Raw genomic sequence first — 17064 nt, forward strand, 5'->3', positions numbered from 1 at the left:
AGAACATTTGAGACATACATACGAATGCAAAGAACTATATAAAGATAGAAGCAAAACCATAGAGAGGGTATTTGCTGACTTGAAGGAGAAGCATGGTTTGCGATGGACAACACTAAGAGGGATAGAAAAAGTGTCCATGCAAGCGATGCTTGTTTGTGCTTGCTTTAACTTAAAGAAGATGGCAAATTGGATGTGGAAGAAGGGACAAAACGGCCCTGGAAAGGGCAAAAATTTCTTTGTATTTATAAAATATTTATCAAAAATGCTTGTAAAAATACTCAAACCCCACTTTTCGTTTTTTGAAAAGTGGGGTTTGTCGACGGTCTGAAAATTCCGGCATATGCCGGAATTTTATTATATTGAGATTGAATTATAAGTGTTTAAGTTAAGTTCCTTTTCAGAATTTGATACAATTAAAGTTCCAACTGCATCTCCAGTTACATTAACGACGGTTCTTGCCATGTCGATTATTCTATCAACTCCAAGGATTATTCCTATTCCTTCAACTGGAAGACCTACAGATTGTAAAACCATTGTTAACATAATCACTCCTACTCCTGGAACTCCAGCGGTTCCTATGGATGATAAGGTAGCTGTTAATATAATCATCAGCTGCTGGGATATAGAAAGGTTAATACCATAAATTTGAGCTATAAATATTGCTGCAACTCCCTGCATTATAGCAGTACCATCCATGTTTATTGTTGCTCCAAGGGGGATTGTAAAGCTTGCTATGGATTCAGGAATTCCTAATTTTTTTTCACAAGTTTCAAGATTTACTGGTATAGTTGCATTACTGCTTGAAGTAGAGAAGGCAACAACCATAACAGGCCAGAATTTTTTATAAAAATTCACTGGGTTGATTTTACCAATTACCTTTAAAAGTAAACCATATATGAAAATTAATTGAATAATTAAAACTAAAATTATTGTTAAAGTATATTTTAATAAAGGAAGAAGAACATCTAGTCCTTGGAATATTATTACATTAGATATTAAGGCAAATACTCCATATGGAGCAAATTGCATAATTATATTTATTATTTTTAGTAAAACTTCATTTGTGCAATTTAATATGTTAAAAAGAGGCTTTCCTTTTTCACCTAAAAGAGAAAGTGAAATTCCAAATAATATTGAAAATACTATTATCTGAAGCATTTCTCCTTTTGTTAATGCTTCAAAGGGATTTGTAGGAATCATATTTACAAAGATATCCATAACAAATGGAGTTTCGGTTTGTTTAAATTCCTTAGGCGTTGGTATGTTTATTCCTATACCTGGTTTTATTATATTGGCAAATATTAATGATAATGTTATTGCAAGGGTTGTGGTTAAAATATAGTATATAAATATTTTTATACCAACACGACCCAGTTTTTTAACATCTTTAATGTTTGCAGTTCCTACTATTAAAGATGTTAAAACTAAAGGAGCAACCAGCATTTTAATTGCTCTTAAAAATACGTTGCCTACAGGAGTTAAAATCCATTTGCTTAAAATTTCATTAAAGCTTTTTGGAAAAATTACATTACCTATTATACCAAACACAATACCTAATATAAGGGCAATTAAGATCTTGTTTGCAAAATTTAAATTTCTTTTATTCAATTTTTACGACCTCCTTATTCAGATAATTTTATAATAATATAGTATCATAAAGGAAATATTAAATCCACAAATGTTTTAAAAATATAACAATTGCAATAAAATAATTTTAAAATGTCGAATTAGGCTTTTAAAAATGCATAGAATAAAAATAAGGAGGGATAATGTTGTCTGATTATAGAATTAATTTTGGAAAAATAATAGGTCCTTATGATACAAATAAGCTTATAGACATGCTTTCTATAGTTAACAAGGATGATGAGCTTGTTATAACCCTTGATGGGTCAGATGGTCATCAAACCGAGGAAGTTAGAAGAATACTTGAGATGAATGGATTTTATGTGACGCAAAAGGGAGGACATGATGACAATAAATACCATATTCATGCGAAAAGAAGGTGATAAAATGAGGTTAAGTAAAAAAATGGTTGGAAAGAGATTTAAATTTAATTATAACCTAGAAAAATATGGTGAGTTTATTCCAAGCTTCAATAGCTGGATGACTCCAGAGGAGCAAAGAAAAAGAGTTGAAAAGATAAATAAAGATCTTGAAGGATAGGGTTTGAAGGTTTTCTTCAAACCCTTTTATTTTATTGTAAAGCCAAAAAAGTTTTGCTATCATTTAATAGAAGTTTTAAAAAGGATGGTGGAAAGATGTTTAAATTAACAAACGTAAAATATAAAAATATATTAAATATTGATTACTTAGAGATAGAAAAAAATAAGATAACTTGTATTATTGGAGAGAGTGGAAGTGGAAAGACTACATTAGTTAGACTTTTAAATAAAATGATATCCTATGATCAAGGAGAAATTTACTTTAAAGAAAGATCCCTTAAAGATTGGGATTCTATAGAATTAAGGAGAAAAGTTTCAATGCTTTCTCAAAACCCAGTTATGTTTAAAGGAAATATAAGGGATAATCTTTTAATTGGTTTGAAATTTTCACAAAGGCCTTTAGTGGAAGATGAAGTTTTAAAGGAAATTTTAAATATAGTAAAACTTGATAAGGACCTTGATGAAAATATTTATAACCTATCTGGTGGAGAAAAACAAAGGGTAGCATTAGGAAGAATTTTGCTATTACCATCCTATGTTTATATTTTAGATGAGCCTACTTCTGCATTAGATGAAAAAACGGAGGATGAGGTTATAAAAGCGATTATTGATTATGTAAAGAAAAACAACAGGAATTTAATAATGGTTACCCATTCTAAAAAGATAGCTATAAATTATGGAGAAAGAGTAATTGAAGTATCTAAAGGAAAAATAAAGGAGTGATATGATGAAGGACATAAGCATTTACCAACTTATTTCATCTTATTTATTTGTTATAATTTTATTGTTTATTGTAAGAAAAAGAGGAATAGAAAGGGAGAAGGAAATATTAATAGCTTCCATTAGAATGAGTCTTCAGCTTATGATTATGGGATATATACTTGTATATATAATAGAGAATCCAAGTCCTTTACTTACACTTTTAATATTAATTTTTATGGAGGGATTTAGTATATATAACATTTATAAAAGGGCTAAGGTAAACATTAAATTTAAACTAAAGATAGCGATTGCTATTTCTATGATTATAGGAACTGTTTTAAGTATAGCTTATTTTTTATTTGTTATTATAAACATATATCCTTGGTTTAATCCAAGATATTTTATACCCATTGCAGGAATGTTTATAGGCAATTCTATGACGGGAGTTTCCCTTGGAGTAAATAGGCTTGTTGATGATATAAGAAAAAGAAAAGACGAGATAGAGGCTGCTTTAATGCTTGGAGCTACACCTAAGATGGCTGTAAAAAATATAATTGATAGTGCTTTTGATTCATCTATACTTCCTACAGTAAATTCTATGGTTGGGATGGGAATTGTGTTTTTGCCAGGGACTATGACAGGTCAAATTTTATCTGGAACGTGGCCTTTAGTGGCTATTAAATATCAAATATCTATAATGCTTGGGGTTTTAGGATCTGTTGCTATAACTGTAATGATATTTCTTTACTTTGGATATAAAACATATTTTAATGATGAAGCACAATTAGTGGTGGATGAATAGGCTACCTGATAGGGTAGTCTATTTTTTTAAAAATACATAAAATTATTAGAAAAAAGCCAAAATTTTAATCTATTTTATTATAATGATATTTTTTGGTTATTAAAGGTTAAATATTGGTGTTGCATAGTATATTGTATGGTATAAAATAGTAATTGAAAGGTCAAAGAAAGTCAAAGTCAAAGTAAGAAACACGAGGTGGTGCTATGGCAAGGCTATCGGACATAATAGAGAATTTTATAAAGAATATGCTAGAAAAAAGTGAAAAAGATTTTCTTGAAATACAAAGAAATGAACTTGCAAATCTTTTTAATTGTGCGCCATCTCAAATAAATTATGTTTTAGAAACAAGGTTTACCATAGATAAGGGTTACTATATAGAAAGCAAAAGAGGTGGCGGTGGATATATAAAAATAACCAAAATAAAACTTAATGAAAATAATTATATAAAGGATGCAATATGGAATAATATAGGTGATGAAATAACTCAGCAACAGGCTGAAGCATATATAGAGCATTTTAAAGAAAGAGGATACTTAACAGAAAGAGAGGCGTTGATTTTAAAAATTGTGGTAAATGACAAAGTTTTAAATAGCCCCCCTGAATTTAAAGATAAAATAAGGGCGGGTATTTTAAAAACAGTTCTTATTTCAATAATTTAATTCCCAAAGGAGGGATGCGTATGTTGTGTCAAAATTGCAATCAAAGGGAAGCAAATGTTCATATAACTAAAATAATAAATGGTGTAAAACAAGAATTACATCTTTGTGAAGAATGCGCAAGACAACAAAATGAGTTTAATATAAACATTATAAATCCTTTTAGCTTTGATTCTCCAATGTCTTTCCAAAACATATTAGAAGGATTTTTTGAAATGATGAACTATGCAAATAAAATACCAGAGCCTGTAACCTGTCCTGTTTGTCATCAAAGCTTTGATGATTTTAAAAGGACAGGAAAAATGGGATGTGCAAGCTGTTATAGAACCTTTAACAATGAAATTACCCCTATAATAAAAAGGGTTCATGGAAACATACAGCATACTGGCAAAGTTCCAAAAAGAACGGGAGGAATACTTAAAATCAAAAGGGATATAGAAAGGTTAAAGGAGGAACTTAGAATAGCTGTAATGAATGAAGAATATGAAAAGGCAGCAAAACTAAGGGATCAAATTAAAGAGCTTGAGTCAAAGCTTGATAAGTAGGAGGTGGTAAAATGTTCTTTAAAAATAACAATAATGATATAGTTTTAACCAGCAGAGTTAGGTTAGCAAGGAATATAGATGGCATTCCTTTTCCACAAAAGTTAAGTGAAAAGGAAGCCAATAAAGTTATAGATCAGGTTGCAGACTCTATATTAAATAGTAACTCAGCAATAGCCCATGAATTTAGGCTTATAAGGCTTAAAGAACTTAGGCCTTTAGAAAGAATTTCGATGGTTGAAAAGCATCTTATAAGTAGAGATCTTATAAATGAATATCAAAAAGGCGCGGTGATTTTAAACAGGGATGAAAATGTATCAATAATGATAAATGAAGAGGACCATATAAGGCTTCAGGTAATATATCCTGGTTTTAAAATAAAAGATGCATATGATTTTGCAAGTAAACTTGATGATTTGATTGAGGAAAAAATACAGTATGCATATGATTCTAAATTTGGGTACTTAACAAGTTGTCCAACCAATGTAGGAACAGGAATTAGAGCATCAGTTATGCTTCACTTACCTGCCCTTACTATGACTGGAAATATAAATAATATATTTAACACCGTCGTTCAAGTTGGAATGACCATAAGAGGAATTTATGGTGAAGGAAGTAATGCTATGGGTAATATATATCAAATATCAAACCAAGTAACATTAGGTCTTACGGAGGAAGAAATAATAAACAATCTTATTGCAGTGACAAAGAAAATAATTGATCAAGAATTGAAAACAAGAGAAATGTTATTTGAGAAAAAGTCGGTTGAAATAGAAGACGATATTTATAGATCTTTAGGAATACTAAAATATTCAAGGATACTTTCAACTCAGGAATGCTTAGAGCTTTTATCTAAGGTAAGATTAGGAATAGAAATGGGAATAATAAAAGACATAGATGTTAAAAAATTAAATGACCTTTTAACCAATGTTCAGCCTGCTACCTTACAGCTTATAGAAGGTAGAGAATTAGACGTCAAAGAAAGAGACATAATAAGAGCTAAAATAGTTAGAGAAACTTTAAGATAAGGAGGGATGGCTATGTTTAATGGATTTACAGAAAGAAGCCAAAGAGTTTTACAACTTTCAGCAGAGGAAGCTAGAAGATTAAATCATAATTACATTGGAACAGAACATCTTCTTCTTGGAATAATAAAAGAGGGGGGCCAAGTTTCAAAGATATTAAAGGATTTTGGTGTAGAGGAAAACAAAGTTAGAGACTTAATAATTGAGATTGAAGGAAAAGGTCAAGAATACTTTAGTTTCCATGAGATACCTTTAACTCCAAGGACTAAAAGAATAATAGAACTTGCAAGAAACGAAGCAAGAGGTTTAAATCATAATTTTATAGCTCCAGAACATATAATGCTTGCACTTTTAAGAGAAGGCGAAGGAGTTGCAATAGCTATATTATCCAAATTAGGCGTTGACATTTCTAAGCTTAGAAGCGAAATTTTAAATAGCTTAAACGTTGGAGATTTAAATCCAGGATATAAAGGAAAACAAGGTGGAACAAAACATAGACAGACTAATACTCCAACCCTTGACCAGTTTGGAAGAGATTTGACTGAACTTGCAAGGGAAGGAAAGCTAGACCCTGTTATAGGTCGTGAAAATGAAACTGAAAGGGTTATTGAAATATTATCAAGAAGAACAAAAAATAATCCATGTCTTATAGGTGAACCTGGAGTTGGTAAAACAGCTATTGCTGAAGGGCTTGCTCAAAGGATAGTTGAAGGAAACGTTCCAGAAATACTAAAGAATAAAAGAGTAGTTACTTTAGATTTATCTGGAATGGTTGCAGGATCTAAGTATAGAGGAGAATTTGAAGAAAGAATAAAAAGGGTTATGGATGAAATAAGAAGAGCAGGTAATGTGATACTTTTCATAGATGAAATTCATACGATTGTAGGAGCAGGTGCTGCTGAAGGAGCTATTGATGCATCTAACATATTAAAACCTGCCCTTGCAAGAGGAGAGATACAGGTTATAGGAGCAACTACAATAGATGAATATAGAAAATATATTGAAAAGGATGCTGCCCTTGAAAGAAGATTTCAACCTGTTTTAGTTGGAGAACCTTCCGTTGAAGAATCAATAAAAATATTAAAAGGATTAAGGGATAAATATGAAGCTCATCATAAAGTAAAAATAACTGATGAGGCTTTAGAAGCAGCGGTTAATTTATCCCACAGATATATAACAGACAGGTTCTTACCAGACAAAGCCATAGATCTTATGGATGAAGCTGCAGCTAAGGTAAGACTTAAGAACTTAACTGCTCCACCAAATGTAAAAAATCTTGAAGAAGAGCTTGAAAGAATAAGAAAAGAAAAGGAAGAAGCTATAAACACTCAAGAATTTGAAAAAGCAGCTCAATTAAGGGATAGAGAAAATGAAATTAAAAATGAACTTGAAAGAATCAAAAATGAATGGCAAAATCAAAAGGATAGTGAAGTTCCAGTTGTGACGGTTGAAGATATTGCAGCTGTTGTTTCAAGATGGACTGGAATACCTGTAAATAAGCTTACAGAATCAGAATCAGAAAGACTTTTAAAGCTAGAAGAAATATTGCATCAAAGAGTTGTAGGTCAGGAGGAAGCAGTTAAAGCTGTTGCAAGGGCTGTAAGACGTGCAAGGGTTGGAATAAAGGATCCAAAGAGACCTATAGGTTCATTTATATTCCTTGGACCTACAGGGGTTGGTAAGACAGAGCTTTCAAAGGCTTTAGCTGAGGCTATGTTTGGCGATGAAAATGCAATGATAAGAATAGATATGTCTGAATATATGGAAAAACATGCAGTATCAAGGCTTATAGGATCACCTCCAGGATATGTTGGATATGAAGAAGGAGGTCAGCTAACTGAAAAGGTAAGAAGAAAGCCATATTCAGTAGTTTTATTTGATGAGATCGAAAAAGCTCATCCGGATGTATTTAACATACTACTACAAATCCTTGAAGATGGTAGGTTGACTGATGGTAAAGGTAGAATAGTTGACTTTAAAAATACTATAATAATTATGACTTCAAACGTTGGTGCTCAAACTATTAAAAAACAACAAACATTAGGCTTTACAGCAACAACTGAAAAGGAAAAGGCAGATTCTTATGAAAAGATGAAGCAAAACGTTATGGAGGATTTGAAAAAGACTTTCAGACCAGAGTTTTTAAACAGAATAGATGAAATAATAGTATTCCATCCACTTGAAGATAAGGATATAGAAAAGATAGCAGACCTTATGTTAAAGAATGTTATAAAGAGATTAAAGGAATTAGATGTTGAAATAACTTATGATGAGGATGTTGTAAAACATCTTGCAAAGCAAGGATTTGACCCAACTTATGGTGCGAGACCTTTAAGAAGAGCTATAACTAGAGCTGTTGAAGATAAACTTTCAGAGGAAATGTTAAAAGGAAACATCCAAAAAGGAGATAAAGTTAGAATGAAGGTTGTAGATAATGAAATAGTATTTGAAAAGGCATAGAGTTTTCTATGCCTTTTTTATATATATTTCTTTACATATAAATTAATATTAAATATAATGTAATTGCTAACTAATTTAGGAAGTGATAGAATGGGAAAGGTAAAAGCTGTTTTTATATGCCAAGAATGTGGGTATGAATCTCCAAAATGGATGGGAAAATGTCCTGCCTGTGAAAGTTGGAATACCTTTGTTGAGGAAATAAAGGGAGAAAAGGTATTAACGCCTATTTTAAAGGTTTCCCCTTTAAAAATAGATGAAATTGAAGTTACTAATGAAATAAGATACTCAACCTCTATGGAAGAACTTGATAGAGTCTTGGGTGGAGGAATTGTAAAAGGTTCATTAGTTTTAGTTGGAGGAGACCCTGGGATAGGAAAATCAACTCTTTTGTTGCAAATGGCTAATAATGTAGCTTCTAATGGTCATTTGGTTTTATATGTTTCAGGAGAAGAATCTGCTAAACAAATAAAGCTTAGAGCAGAAAGATTAAATGTTTTAAGCAGCAACTTGTATGTTTTAGCAGAGACTAATCTAAACAACATTGAAGATGTTATATCAAATCTAAAACCTAGTGTGGTAGTTATAGATTCTATTCAAACTATGTATAAACCTGAACTTCAATCTGCCCCAGGGAGTGTAAGTCAGGTTAGAGAAGCAACTTCTGCTTTTATGAATATAGCTAAAAATTTAAATATAGCTACCTTTATAGTAGGACATGTTACAAAGGAAGGTTCTATAGCAGGACCAAGAGTTTTAGAGCATATGGTAGATACGGTTTTATATTTTGAAGGGGAAAGACATAACACCTATAGAGTTTTAAGGGCTGTAAAAAACAGGTTTGGTTCTACAAATGAAATAGGTGTTTTTGAGATGAAGCAAAGTGGTTTAGAAGAAGTTAAAAACCCTTCAGAAATACTTTTGTCAGGAAGGCCTAAGGATGTTCCAGGGTCTTGTGTTGTATGTTCCATGGAAGGAACAAGACCTATCCTTATTGAAGTTCAGGCATTGACTTCTCAAACTAATTTTGGAATGCCAAGAAGAATGACAACCGGTCTTGATTATAATAGAGTAATTCTTTTAATAGCAGTTTTAGAAAAAAGAGTTGGAATGTATATTCAAACTTATGATGTATATGTTAATCTAGCTGGAGGAATAAAAATAGAAGAGCCGGCTATAGATCTTGGAGTTCTTTGTTGTATTGCATCAAGCTTCAAAAATATTCCAATAGATAACCAGACAGTAATAATTGGAGAGGTTGGACTTACAGGGGAAATAAGAGGAGTTAGCATGATTGAAAAAAGAATATTAGAGGCAAAAAAGCTTGGATTTAAAAGATGCATAATTCCAAAGGAAAATATAAAAGGATTAGACAGTATAGAAGGAATTAAAATCGTTCCTGTTGAAAATGTTTATGAAGCATTAGAAGAAGTTCTAGGGGGATAGTTATGAAAGATGCTAAGGAAGTTGAATTACTAAGTGTTTTAAAACTTTTAGCTCCAGGAACGCCTTTAAGGGAAGGGCTTGAGAATATTTTAAAAGCTAAAACAGGTGGACTTATTGTTATTGGAGATGAGCAGGAGATAAGTAAGCTTTTAGATGGCGGGTTTTATATAAATAGTGAATATTCTCCAGCTTATCTTTATGAGCTTGCTAAAATGGATGGAGCTATAGTTTTAAGCGCAGATTTAAAAAGAATACTTTATGCCAATACACAGATTCTTCCAGATTCTAGTATACCGACTTCAGAAACTGGAACTAGGCATAGAACTGCAGACAGATTTGCAAAACAGACAGGGAATATAGCAATAGCAATTTCTCAAAGAAGAAATGTTATTACTGTGTTTAAAGGAAATATAAAATATGTTTTAAAGGATACAAACATAATTTTAACAAAAGCAAACCAAGCTATACAAACTCTTGAAAGATATAAATCTGTATTTGATGAAGCAGTAACTAATTTATCGGCATTAGAATTTGAAGATTTAGTTACAATATATGATGTAGTGTTGGCAATTCAAAGAAGCGAAATGGTTATGCGTATAGTTAATGAGATAGAAAGATATGTTATAGAACTTGGAAATGAAGGCAGATTAATTTCTTTGCAGCTTGATGACCTTATAGATGAAGTCGAAGAAGATGAGATAAGAATAATTAGGGATTATGTTGTTGACACTAAAGACTATAATGAAGTATACAAGGCTATTAAAAATTTATCATCAGAAGAAATAGTGGAATTATCTGTCATTTGTAAACTGCTAGGATATAACCCTGATAATATGCTTGATACAATGTTATCATCGAGGGGATATAGGATTTTAAATAAAATACCTAAGTTACCTCAAATAGTTGTTGAAAATATGATTAAAACCTTTGGGTATTTTAAAAGAATATTAAATGCAAGTATAGAGGAATTGGATGCTGTTGAAGGAATAGGAGAAGCAAGAGCAAGAACTATAAAAGAATGGCTTAGAAAACTTCAGGAACAGGTTCTGTTAAATAGAAAAATATAAGGACCCGGTTATTCCGGGTCTTTATAACATGCTGAATTTTCCAAGAGTCTCGAGTTTTGCGTTTTGCTTTAGTATAATATCAAATAAATTTAGATCTAATGCGTTGCAAAGGGCAGCTAAGTAAAAAAGGTTATTTCCAATTTCCTCTTCAAGTACTTCTCTGCAATTATCACAAAGTTTCCCTTCGATTTGATAGCTTAAAAATTCTGTTATGTTATCAAGGGATGCATCTTCGGGTATATGTTGTTTTTGAGCATTTATCTTTATACAACCGTGGTATGTTACTGCCTTTGCAAGGGCTCTATTTATTCTAGCATTTGATTCAGCAAGTTTTGTCATTATATCTAAAATGCTTCTGTGTCTTATTAGAGAATCTTGGACTGAGGTTTGGAATTCATCTACTATTATATCCTTCATTTGATTCCACTCCTTGTTGTGTAGTGTTTAATAATATTATAAATATTCAGACAATGCTATGTCAAACATATTATACTAAATTTAAACCTTTATGAGGCAATTTTGTTAAAGTAAAATACAATAATATTAGGCACTTTAATAATTTACAAAAAATCTAGTTATATTTTTATTTTTTTAATTCCTATAAGTTTAACAAAAATGTAAAATAAAGGGTGATATTATGTTTGAAATTAATGAAAAGGTTTTTGTAAAAAGATTTGGAGCAGGCGTTATAAAAAATATACAGGAAAAAGAATTTAACGGAATTATTAAGAAATATTATGAAATTAATTTAATAATTTCAGGTATATGTATTTGTGTGCCTTTTGATGAAGAAAATAAAATTAGAAGGATTATAGATAAAAAAGAAGTCCAAAAGGTCTTTGATGTTTTATCTAAAACTTATGAAAAAATGCCTTATAAATGTATTGAAAGATATAAGCTTTATAAATATGTTTTAGAGAAGGGAGATATACTTGAAATTGCAAAACTAATTAAAAGGTTTTATTTAACCTATAAGCATAAAAAAATCTCAAAGCTTGATAAAAATAGTTTTGATGAATTATTAAACCTTTTATGTAGTGAAATAAGCCTTGCCCTTTGTGAAGATTATTCTGATGTTAAGAAAAAAATTTATGAAATTTTAAACATCTAGTTTTTTAAAATATAGAATTTTGTCAATATTTTTGTTGTTGAAAAACTTCATTTGGTGATGTATATTAATGTATAATATACTTGAAATATACTAATGGAGGTGAATTGATGGTAGAAAAGGTATTTAGATGGATTTTAACACTAGTTGGGTTGGTTTTAGGTTATGCTGTTGCTGAGATATTAATTAAGCTTGATGCTGTAAATAGATTTATAGTATCAGGTGTGTATCATTTAGGATTTATAGCTTTGTTAATGATTTTTTTAGGAATAATATTTTATGTTATATCTCCTTATATAATTAGGCTAATATTTAAAGTTATAGAGATGCTTGAGGTTCCTATTCAAAAAATACCTACGAATGATGTAATCCTTGCAGTTTTAGGGCTTATTATAGGGCTTATCATAGCAAATCTTCTTGTTTCGCCTTTTTCTAAGTTTTTAACAGGAAGCACTATTTTATCAGTAATAGCAAGTGCTGTAACTTTAATATTAAATATAGTTTTTGCTATTTTAGGTATAGACATTACTTTAAAAAAGAAAGAGGAACTTTACAATGTATTTACATTTTTAAAAAGGTTTAGCAAGGATAAAAAGGGAAAGTCAGAAAGCAAGATAGGAATTTCCCAACCCAAAATATTGGATACAAGCGTTATTATAGATGGAAGAATTCTTGATATTTTAAAAACGGGATTTTTAGAAGGGCCAATATTGATACCTTCCTTTGTATTGGAAGAATTAAGGCATATAGCTGATTCCTCTGATAATTTAAAAAGGGCAAGAGGAAGAAGGGGGCTTGATATTTTAAATTCAATTCAAAAAGAAGTTTCTTTAAAGGTGGAGATAATAGAAAAAGATTTTGATAACATTCAGGAAGTTGATAGTAAGCTTTTAAAGCTTTGTCAACTTTATAATGGTAAAATAATTACTAATGATTTTAATCTTAATAAAGTTGCTGAAGTTCAGGGGGTTCCTGTTCTTAATATAAATGAGCTTGCAAATGCAGTAAAGCCTATAGTAATTCCTGGAGAAGAGATGCACATACACATTATAAAAGATGGAAAGGAAGCAGGCCAAGGTGTTGCATATCTTGATGATGGAACTATGATAGTAGTTGAAGGTGGTAAAAAGCATGTAGGAGAAGCTGTAAATGTTGTTGTAACATCTGTCCTACAAACAGCTGCTGGAAGAATGATTTTTGCAAAGTTGAAAAATGTGTCATAAGAGGTGATACTTTGGTTTCGGCTGTTATAGTTGCTGCAGGAAAAGGGAAAAGGATGGGGCTTGGATTTAATAAAGTTTTTGCTAAAGTAAAGGGTAAGGAAATAATTGCTTTGACCATTGAAAAGTTTTATGCTTCTTCATATGTTAATGAGATAGTCGTGGTAGTTTCAGAGGATGAAGTAGAATTTTTTAAGGAAAATATACTAAAAAGATATAATTTTAATAATGTAAAAATAGCAAAAGGAGGAGAAGAAAGGCAATTTTCTGTATACAATGGACTTTTAGCGTGTTCTTCTTCTGATATAGTTTTAATTCATGATGGTGCAAGGCCTAATATAAAGGATGATATGATAAAAAGGTCAATTGATGGAGCGTTAAAATATGGTGCTACGACTTTAGCTGTTCCTGTTATTGATACTATAAAAATTGTTGAAGATGGTTTTTCGGTTGAAACCTTAAATAGAAATAAACTATATGCCATTCAAACTCCACAGACTTTTAGATATGATCTTATACTAAAGGCCCATGAAAATGCAATAAAAAACGGTATAAAAGCAACAGACGATGCTACACTTGTTGAAATGTTAGGACATAAAGTAAAAATCATAGAAGGTAGTTATGACAATATAAAGGTAACAACTCCAAAGGATATTCTAATCCTTGAGCTTTTGGCCACTATATAGTGGCTTTATTTTTTTGTCATAAAACTTTAGATGTAAAAATATATAAGTTATAGATACATAAAAAGGGGGATGGGGAAATGAAAAAATTTTTAACTTTTTTGCTTTGTTTTACTTTTTTAGTTTCACTTTTTACAGGTTGTAGCTCCACTTCTCAAAAGTCTACTCAACAGCAGGTTACAATCAATATTTGGGAGCAGATGGAGGAGAATGTAGATAAGACTTTTGACGAACTTGTTAAAAAATTTGAGGAGCAAAATCCAAATATAAAGATAAAGAGAGTTCACTATAAAACAGAAGATTTAAGAAATCAATTTCAAACAGCAGTTTTATCTGGACAGGGACCGGAATTAATTTTTGGACCAAATGATAATATAGGGCCTATGTCTCTTGGTAACTTAATTTTCCCCCTTGATGATTTACTTGGATCAGAGTATTTTCAAAAGTATGATTCTCAAGTTCTTGATACTGTAAAACTTGATGGGAAAATATGGGCTGTTCCTTTAGTAAATGGGAATAATATAAGCATGCTTTATAATAAAAAATTGGTTTCAAGAGCCCCAGAAAAGTTTTCAGAAATAATAGAGCTTGCTAAAAAATATAACGATGGTAAAACGTTTGCTCTTGTATATTTCTTAAATGAACCCTATTGGTTTGTTCCTTTTCTTGGAGGATTTGGGGGAAAGGTATTTGATGATAAAGGAAATATAACTTTAAACACTCCAGAAATGATTAAAGCTTTAAAGTTTGTTCAAGATTTAAAATTTAAATATAAAGCCGTTCCAAAGGATGCAGATTATAATGTTGCTGATACTCTATTTAAGGAAGGAAAAGCTGCAGTTCTTTTAAATGGTGCATGGTCCTTTACGTCATATACTCAAGTTAATGGTCTTGATTTTGATGTAGCGCTTTTCCCAAAGATAGATGAAACAGGCAACTACTGTTTACCATACTATGGTTCAAAGGGATTTTCAGTTTCGGCAAATGTTAAAGACGAAGTAGTAAAGGATGCTATTAAAAGGTTCTTTGATTATATAGCTCAAAAAGATGTTCAGGTTAAGCTTTCAAAGGCATTTGCACAAATGCCAGCAACAAAAGAAGCGTTAGAAGATCCTGAAATTAAAGCCGATAAATTTATAAAAATGTCTATGGAACAGATGAGACATGGAGTTGCAATGCCTATAAGAGCTGAAATGAGGGCAGTTTGGGATGCTATAAGGCCAGAGCTTGAAAATGTTATGGCGGGCAAAAAAACTCCAGAAGTTGCTGCAAAGGATATGCAAACAAAGGCAGAAGAACTTGCAAAGAGTTTAACAAAGCAATAATTGTTAAGGTCTGGATTTTATCCAGACCTTAATTTTAAGGAGGGGGATGTATGAAATTTAAACAAACGAATAGAGGGATATATCAAAAATGGTGGACGCCTTATGCTTTTATATTTCCGGCATTTTTGGTTGTGCTGTTTATAATATTTATTCCTTTGATTTTTGAGTTTATGATAGCTTTGTTTGATATAAGGCTTCAAAACATTAGACTTTTAAGGGATGTGGGAATTAACATATTTAGTTTTCCTAAGATAATGAAAAATCAATTTCTTGGTTTTGGGAATTATGCTGAAATACTAAAGGACAAGTTATTTTACAGGACTTTTTTAAGAACTGTTATATGGACATTTACAAATGTGTTTTTTCATGTGGTAATAGGCGTATGGCTTGCTATTCTTTTAAATAGAAAACTTCCTGGAAAATCCGTTTTTAGAGTATTGCTTATTCTTCCGTGGGCGATGCCTCAATATATTGCAGCAATTACTTGGAAAGGAATGTTTAACTATGAGTTTGGAGCAGTTAATCTAATTTTAAATAAACTTGGTATTGAAAAAATAAACTGGCTTGGAGATCCTACATATACTTTAATGGCAGCTATAATTACAAATATATGGCTTGGAGTTCCGTTTATGATGATGGTGGCTTTGGGAGGACTTCAAAGCATACCTAGTGATCTTTATGAATCTGCTGATATTGATGGGGCTTCTTCATGGCAAAAATTTAAAAATATTACTATACCCATGTTAAAACCTGTAATGGTTCCAGCTATAATATTAGGAACTGTTTGGACTTTTAATATGTTAAATATAATATACATAATGAAGGATGGGCTTCCTGGAGATGATGTTAACATACTTATAACTAAAATGTATAGGGATGGGTTTGATTTATATAGGTATGGATATGCTGCAGCTTTGTCTGTTATAATATTTATCATTTTAACTTTGTTTAGTATAGCATATCTAAAGGCAAATCAAAATGAGGAGTGATATTATGAGAAAAAGCGATTATTTTGAAAGAACGGATTCTAAAATAAAGATTTTATTTATTTACATTACTCTTATAATTATGTCTTTATTAGCCATATATCCAGTTTTAAATATATTGTCTTCATCTTTAAGACCTTCAAACCAGCTTTTTTCAACGTCTTTAAAGATTATACCTGAAAATGCAAGTTTAATGAATTTTAAAACTGCTATATTTAAAAAGCCTTTAGTAAGGTGGATTTTAAATAGTATGATTGTTTCTTTTATATCTATGTTTATAAGTATAGTTTTTTCTGCAACTTCTGCTTATGCTTTTTCAAGATACAAATTTTTAGGGAAAAAAAGTGGAATGATAATTCTTTTAGTAACCCAAATGTTTCCTGCAGCAATGCTTTTACTGCCTTTAAATATCCTTCTTACAAATATGGGACTTTCAGAAAAGTTATGGGCCTTGACTATTCCTTATATTTCAAGTTCTGTTCCTTTTAGCATATGGCTTTTAAAGGGATATTTTGATACTATTCCAACTTCAATAGAAGAAAGTGCTTATGTTGATGGGGCATCTGTTCTAACTACATTTTATAAAATAGTTCTTCCTCTTTCAAAACCTGCCCTTGCGGTAGCTTCTATATTTTGTTTTATGAATTCATGGTCAGAGTACATAGTTGCAAGGGTTTTGATTCACGATGAAAGATTATATACTCTTCCTTTAGGGCTTGTAACTTTACAAGGTCAGTATAATACGGAGTGGGGAGTATATTCAGCCTGTGCAATATTAACTTCTATTCCTGTTATGATAATATTTTCATATCTTTCTAAATATTTGATTGGAGGTTTAACTATAGGAAGTATAAAAGAATAAAATAGAATTTATAGATTGAGC

General features: G+C 31.0%; 19 protein-coding genes. 17 read left to right on the forward strand and 2 right to left on the reverse strand.

The window, feature by feature from the left end:
* Positions 1-328: transposase (locus C4R78_RS05870; protein ID WP_146057656.1), on the forward strand; the 328-nt coding region annotated here is incomplete at its 5' end.
* Positions 329-354: 26 nt separating this feature from the next.
* On the opposite strand, the gene C4R78_RS05875 is transcribed toward C4R78_RS05870, so the two are convergent.
* Positions 355-1608: a dicarboxylate/amino acid:cation symporter gene (locus tag C4R78_RS05875; protein ID WP_103896153.1), complete on the reverse strand. Its 1254-nt coding sequence runs from the start codon at positions 1606-1608 to the stop codon at positions 355-357.
* A gap of 164 nt (positions 1609-1772) precedes the next feature.
* Between C4R78_RS05875 and C4R78_RS05880 the strand changes: the two genes are divergently transcribed.
* The 10 genes from C4R78_RS05880 to disA all read left to right on the forward strand — a co-directional run bounded on the left by C4R78_RS05880 (position 1773) and on the right by disA (position 10859).
* The gene (locus C4R78_RS05880) at positions 1773-2006 is read left to right on the forward strand and encodes a hypothetical protein (RefSeq protein ID WP_146057671.1); all 234 of its coding nucleotides are present in this window, start codon (positions 1773-1775) and stop codon (positions 2004-2006) included.
* A gap of 4 nt (positions 2007-2010) precedes the next feature.
* Positions 2011-2163, forward strand: a complete 153-nt coding sequence (locus C4R78_RS09405; RefSeq protein ID WP_159945843.1) for a hypothetical protein — start codon at positions 2011-2013, stop codon at positions 2161-2163.
* A 95-nt stretch (positions 2164-2258) separates the two neighbouring features.
* Entirely contained in the window at positions 2259-2885 is a 627-nt protein-coding gene (locus C4R78_RS05885; RefSeq protein ID WP_103896155.1) for an ABC transporter ATP-binding protein, read from the forward strand.
* A gap of 4 nt (positions 2886-2889) precedes the next feature.
* Positions 2890-3666 (forward strand): ABC transporter permease, encoded by a 777-nt coding sequence (locus tag C4R78_RS05890; RefSeq protein WP_103896156.1) that lies wholly within the window; start codon positions 2890-2892, stop codon positions 3664-3666.
* Positions 3667-3869: 203 nt separating this feature from the next.
* Positions 3870-4325, forward strand: coding sequence for a CtsR family transcriptional regulator (locus C4R78_RS05895; protein WP_103896157.1), 456 nt, complete (start codon positions 3870-3872; stop codon positions 4323-4325).
* Between the two features lie 20 nt (positions 4326-4345).
* Positions 4346-4867, forward strand: a complete 522-nt coding sequence (locus tag C4R78_RS05900) for a UvrB/UvrC motif-containing protein (protein ID WP_103896158.1) — start codon at positions 4346-4348, stop codon at positions 4865-4867.
* Between the two features lie 11 nt (positions 4868-4878).
* Positions 4879-5892 (forward strand): protein arginine kinase, encoded by a 1014-nt coding sequence (locus C4R78_RS05905; protein WP_103896159.1) that lies wholly within the window; start codon positions 4879-4881, stop codon positions 5890-5892.
* A 12-nt stretch (positions 5893-5904) separates the two neighbouring features.
* On the forward strand, positions 5905-8349 hold the full coding sequence (locus C4R78_RS05910) for an ATP-dependent Clp protease ATP-binding subunit (protein ID WP_103896160.1): 2445 nt from the start codon (positions 5905-5907) through the stop codon (positions 8347-8349).
* A 90-nt stretch (positions 8350-8439) separates the two neighbouring features.
* Positions 8440-9792: a DNA repair protein RadA gene (radA, locus tag C4R78_RS05915; RefSeq protein WP_103896161.1), complete on the forward strand. Its 1353-nt coding sequence runs from the start codon at positions 8440-8442 to the stop codon at positions 9790-9792.
* Between the two features lie 2 nt (positions 9793-9794).
* Positions 9795-10859, forward strand: a complete 1065-nt coding sequence (disA, locus tag C4R78_RS05920; RefSeq protein WP_103896162.1) for a DNA integrity scanning diadenylate cyclase DisA — start codon at positions 9795-9797, stop codon at positions 10857-10859.
* Between the two features lie 21 nt (positions 10860-10880).
* Here the strand turns inward: disA and C4R78_RS05925 are convergent, their stop codons facing one another.
* Positions 10881-11276 (reverse strand): nucleoside triphosphate pyrophosphohydrolase family protein, encoded by a 396-nt coding sequence (locus C4R78_RS05925; protein ID WP_103896163.1) that lies wholly within the window; start codon positions 11274-11276, stop codon positions 10881-10883.
* 220 nt (positions 11277-11496) lie between these two features.
* Between C4R78_RS05925 and C4R78_RS05930 the strand changes: the two genes are divergently transcribed.
* The 6 genes from C4R78_RS05930 to C4R78_RS05955 all read left to right on the forward strand — a co-directional run bounded on the left by C4R78_RS05930 (position 11497) and on the right by C4R78_RS05955 (position 17043).
* Positions 11497-11970 (forward strand): CarD family transcriptional regulator, encoded by a 474-nt coding sequence (locus C4R78_RS05930; RefSeq protein WP_103896164.1) that lies wholly within the window; start codon positions 11497-11499, stop codon positions 11968-11970.
* Positions 11971-12077: 107 nt separating this feature from the next.
* Positions 12078-13190: a PIN/TRAM domain-containing protein gene (locus tag C4R78_RS05935; RefSeq protein ID WP_103896165.1), complete on the forward strand. Its 1113-nt coding sequence runs from the start codon at positions 12078-12080 to the stop codon at positions 13188-13190.
* An 11-nt stretch (positions 13191-13201) separates the two neighbouring features.
* Positions 13202-13873: a 2-C-methyl-D-erythritol 4-phosphate cytidylyltransferase gene (gene ispD, locus C4R78_RS05940; protein ID WP_103896166.1), complete on the forward strand. Its 672-nt coding sequence runs from the start codon at positions 13202-13204 to the stop codon at positions 13871-13873.
* A gap of 77 nt (positions 13874-13950) precedes the next feature.
* Positions 13951-15195 carry a sugar ABC transporter substrate-binding protein gene (locus tag C4R78_RS05945; protein WP_103896167.1) on the forward strand — a complete coding sequence of 415 codons (1245 nt, stop codon included), beginning with the start codon at positions 13951-13953 and terminating at the stop codon, positions 15193-15195.
* A 50-nt stretch (positions 15196-15245) separates the two neighbouring features.
* A complete protein-coding gene (locus C4R78_RS05950) occupies positions 15246-16184 on the forward strand; it encodes a carbohydrate ABC transporter permease (RefSeq protein ID WP_103896168.1) in 939 nt (312 codons plus the stop codon).
* A 4-nt stretch (positions 16185-16188) separates the two neighbouring features.
* Positions 16189-17043: a sugar ABC transporter permease gene (locus C4R78_RS05955; protein ID WP_159945845.1), complete on the forward strand. Its 855-nt coding sequence runs from the start codon at positions 16189-16191 to the stop codon at positions 17041-17043.
* Positions 17044-17064: the final 21 nt, after the last annotated feature.

The sequence above is a fragment of the Caloramator fervidus genome, assembly GCF_900108045.1.
Lineage (GTDB): Bacteria > Bacillota > Clostridia > Clostridiales > Caloramatoraceae > Caloramator > Caloramator fervidus.

Excerpts from the sequence above, each read along its gene's own strand:
- C4R78_RS05945 (WP_103896167.1), top strand. The coding sequence starts at position 13,951 with ATGAAAAAATTTTTAACTTTTTTGCTTTGTTTTACTTTTTTAGTTTCA.
- C4R78_RS05905 (WP_103896159.1), top strand. The coding sequence starts at position 4,879 with ATGTTCTTTAAAAATAACAATAATGATATAGTTTTAACCAGCAGAGTT.
- disA (WP_103896162.1), top strand. The coding sequence starts at position 9,795 with ATGAAAGATGCTAAGGAAGTTGAATTACTAAGTGTTTTAAAACTTTTA.
- C4R78_RS05930 (WP_103896164.1), top strand. The coding sequence starts at position 11,497 with ATGTTTGAAATTAATGAAAAGGTTTTTGTAAAAAGATTTGGAGCAGGC.
- C4R78_RS05935 (WP_103896165.1), top strand. The coding sequence starts at position 12,078 with ATGGTAGAAAAGGTATTTAGATGGATTTTAACACTAGTTGGGTTGGTT.
- C4R78_RS05890 (WP_103896156.1), top strand. The coding sequence starts at position 2,890 with ATGAAGGACATAAGCATTTACCAACTTATTTCATCTTATTTATTTGTT.
- C4R78_RS05925 (WP_103896163.1), bottom strand. The coding sequence starts at position 11,276 with ATGAAGGATATAATAGTAGATGAATTCCAAACCTCAGTCCAAGATTCT.
- C4R78_RS05910 (WP_103896160.1), top strand. The coding sequence starts at position 5,905 with ATGTTTAATGGATTTACAGAAAGAAGCCAAAGAGTTTTACAACTTTCA.
- C4R78_RS05885 (WP_103896155.1), top strand. The coding sequence starts at position 2,259 with ATGTTTAAATTAACAAACGTAAAATATAAAAATATATTAAATATTGAT.
- C4R78_RS05955 (WP_159945845.1), top strand. The coding sequence starts at position 16,189 with ATGAGAAAAAGCGATTATTTTGAAAGAACGGATTCTAAAATAAAGATT.
- C4R78_RS09405 (WP_159945843.1), top strand. The coding sequence starts at position 2,011 with ATGAGGTTAAGTAAAAAAATGGTTGGAAAGAGATTTAAATTTAATTAT.
- C4R78_RS05895 (WP_103896157.1), top strand. The coding sequence starts at position 3,870 with ATGGCAAGGCTATCGGACATAATAGAGAATTTTATAAAGAATATGCTA.
- C4R78_RS05900 (WP_103896158.1), top strand. The coding sequence starts at position 4,346 with ATGTTGTGTCAAAATTGCAATCAAAGGGAAGCAAATGTTCATATAACT.
- C4R78_RS05950 (WP_103896168.1), top strand. The coding sequence starts at position 15,246 with ATGAAATTTAAACAAACGAATAGAGGGATATATCAAAAATGGTGGACG.
- radA (WP_103896161.1), top strand. The coding sequence starts at position 8,440 with ATGGGAAAGGTAAAAGCTGTTTTTATATGCCAAGAATGTGGGTATGAA.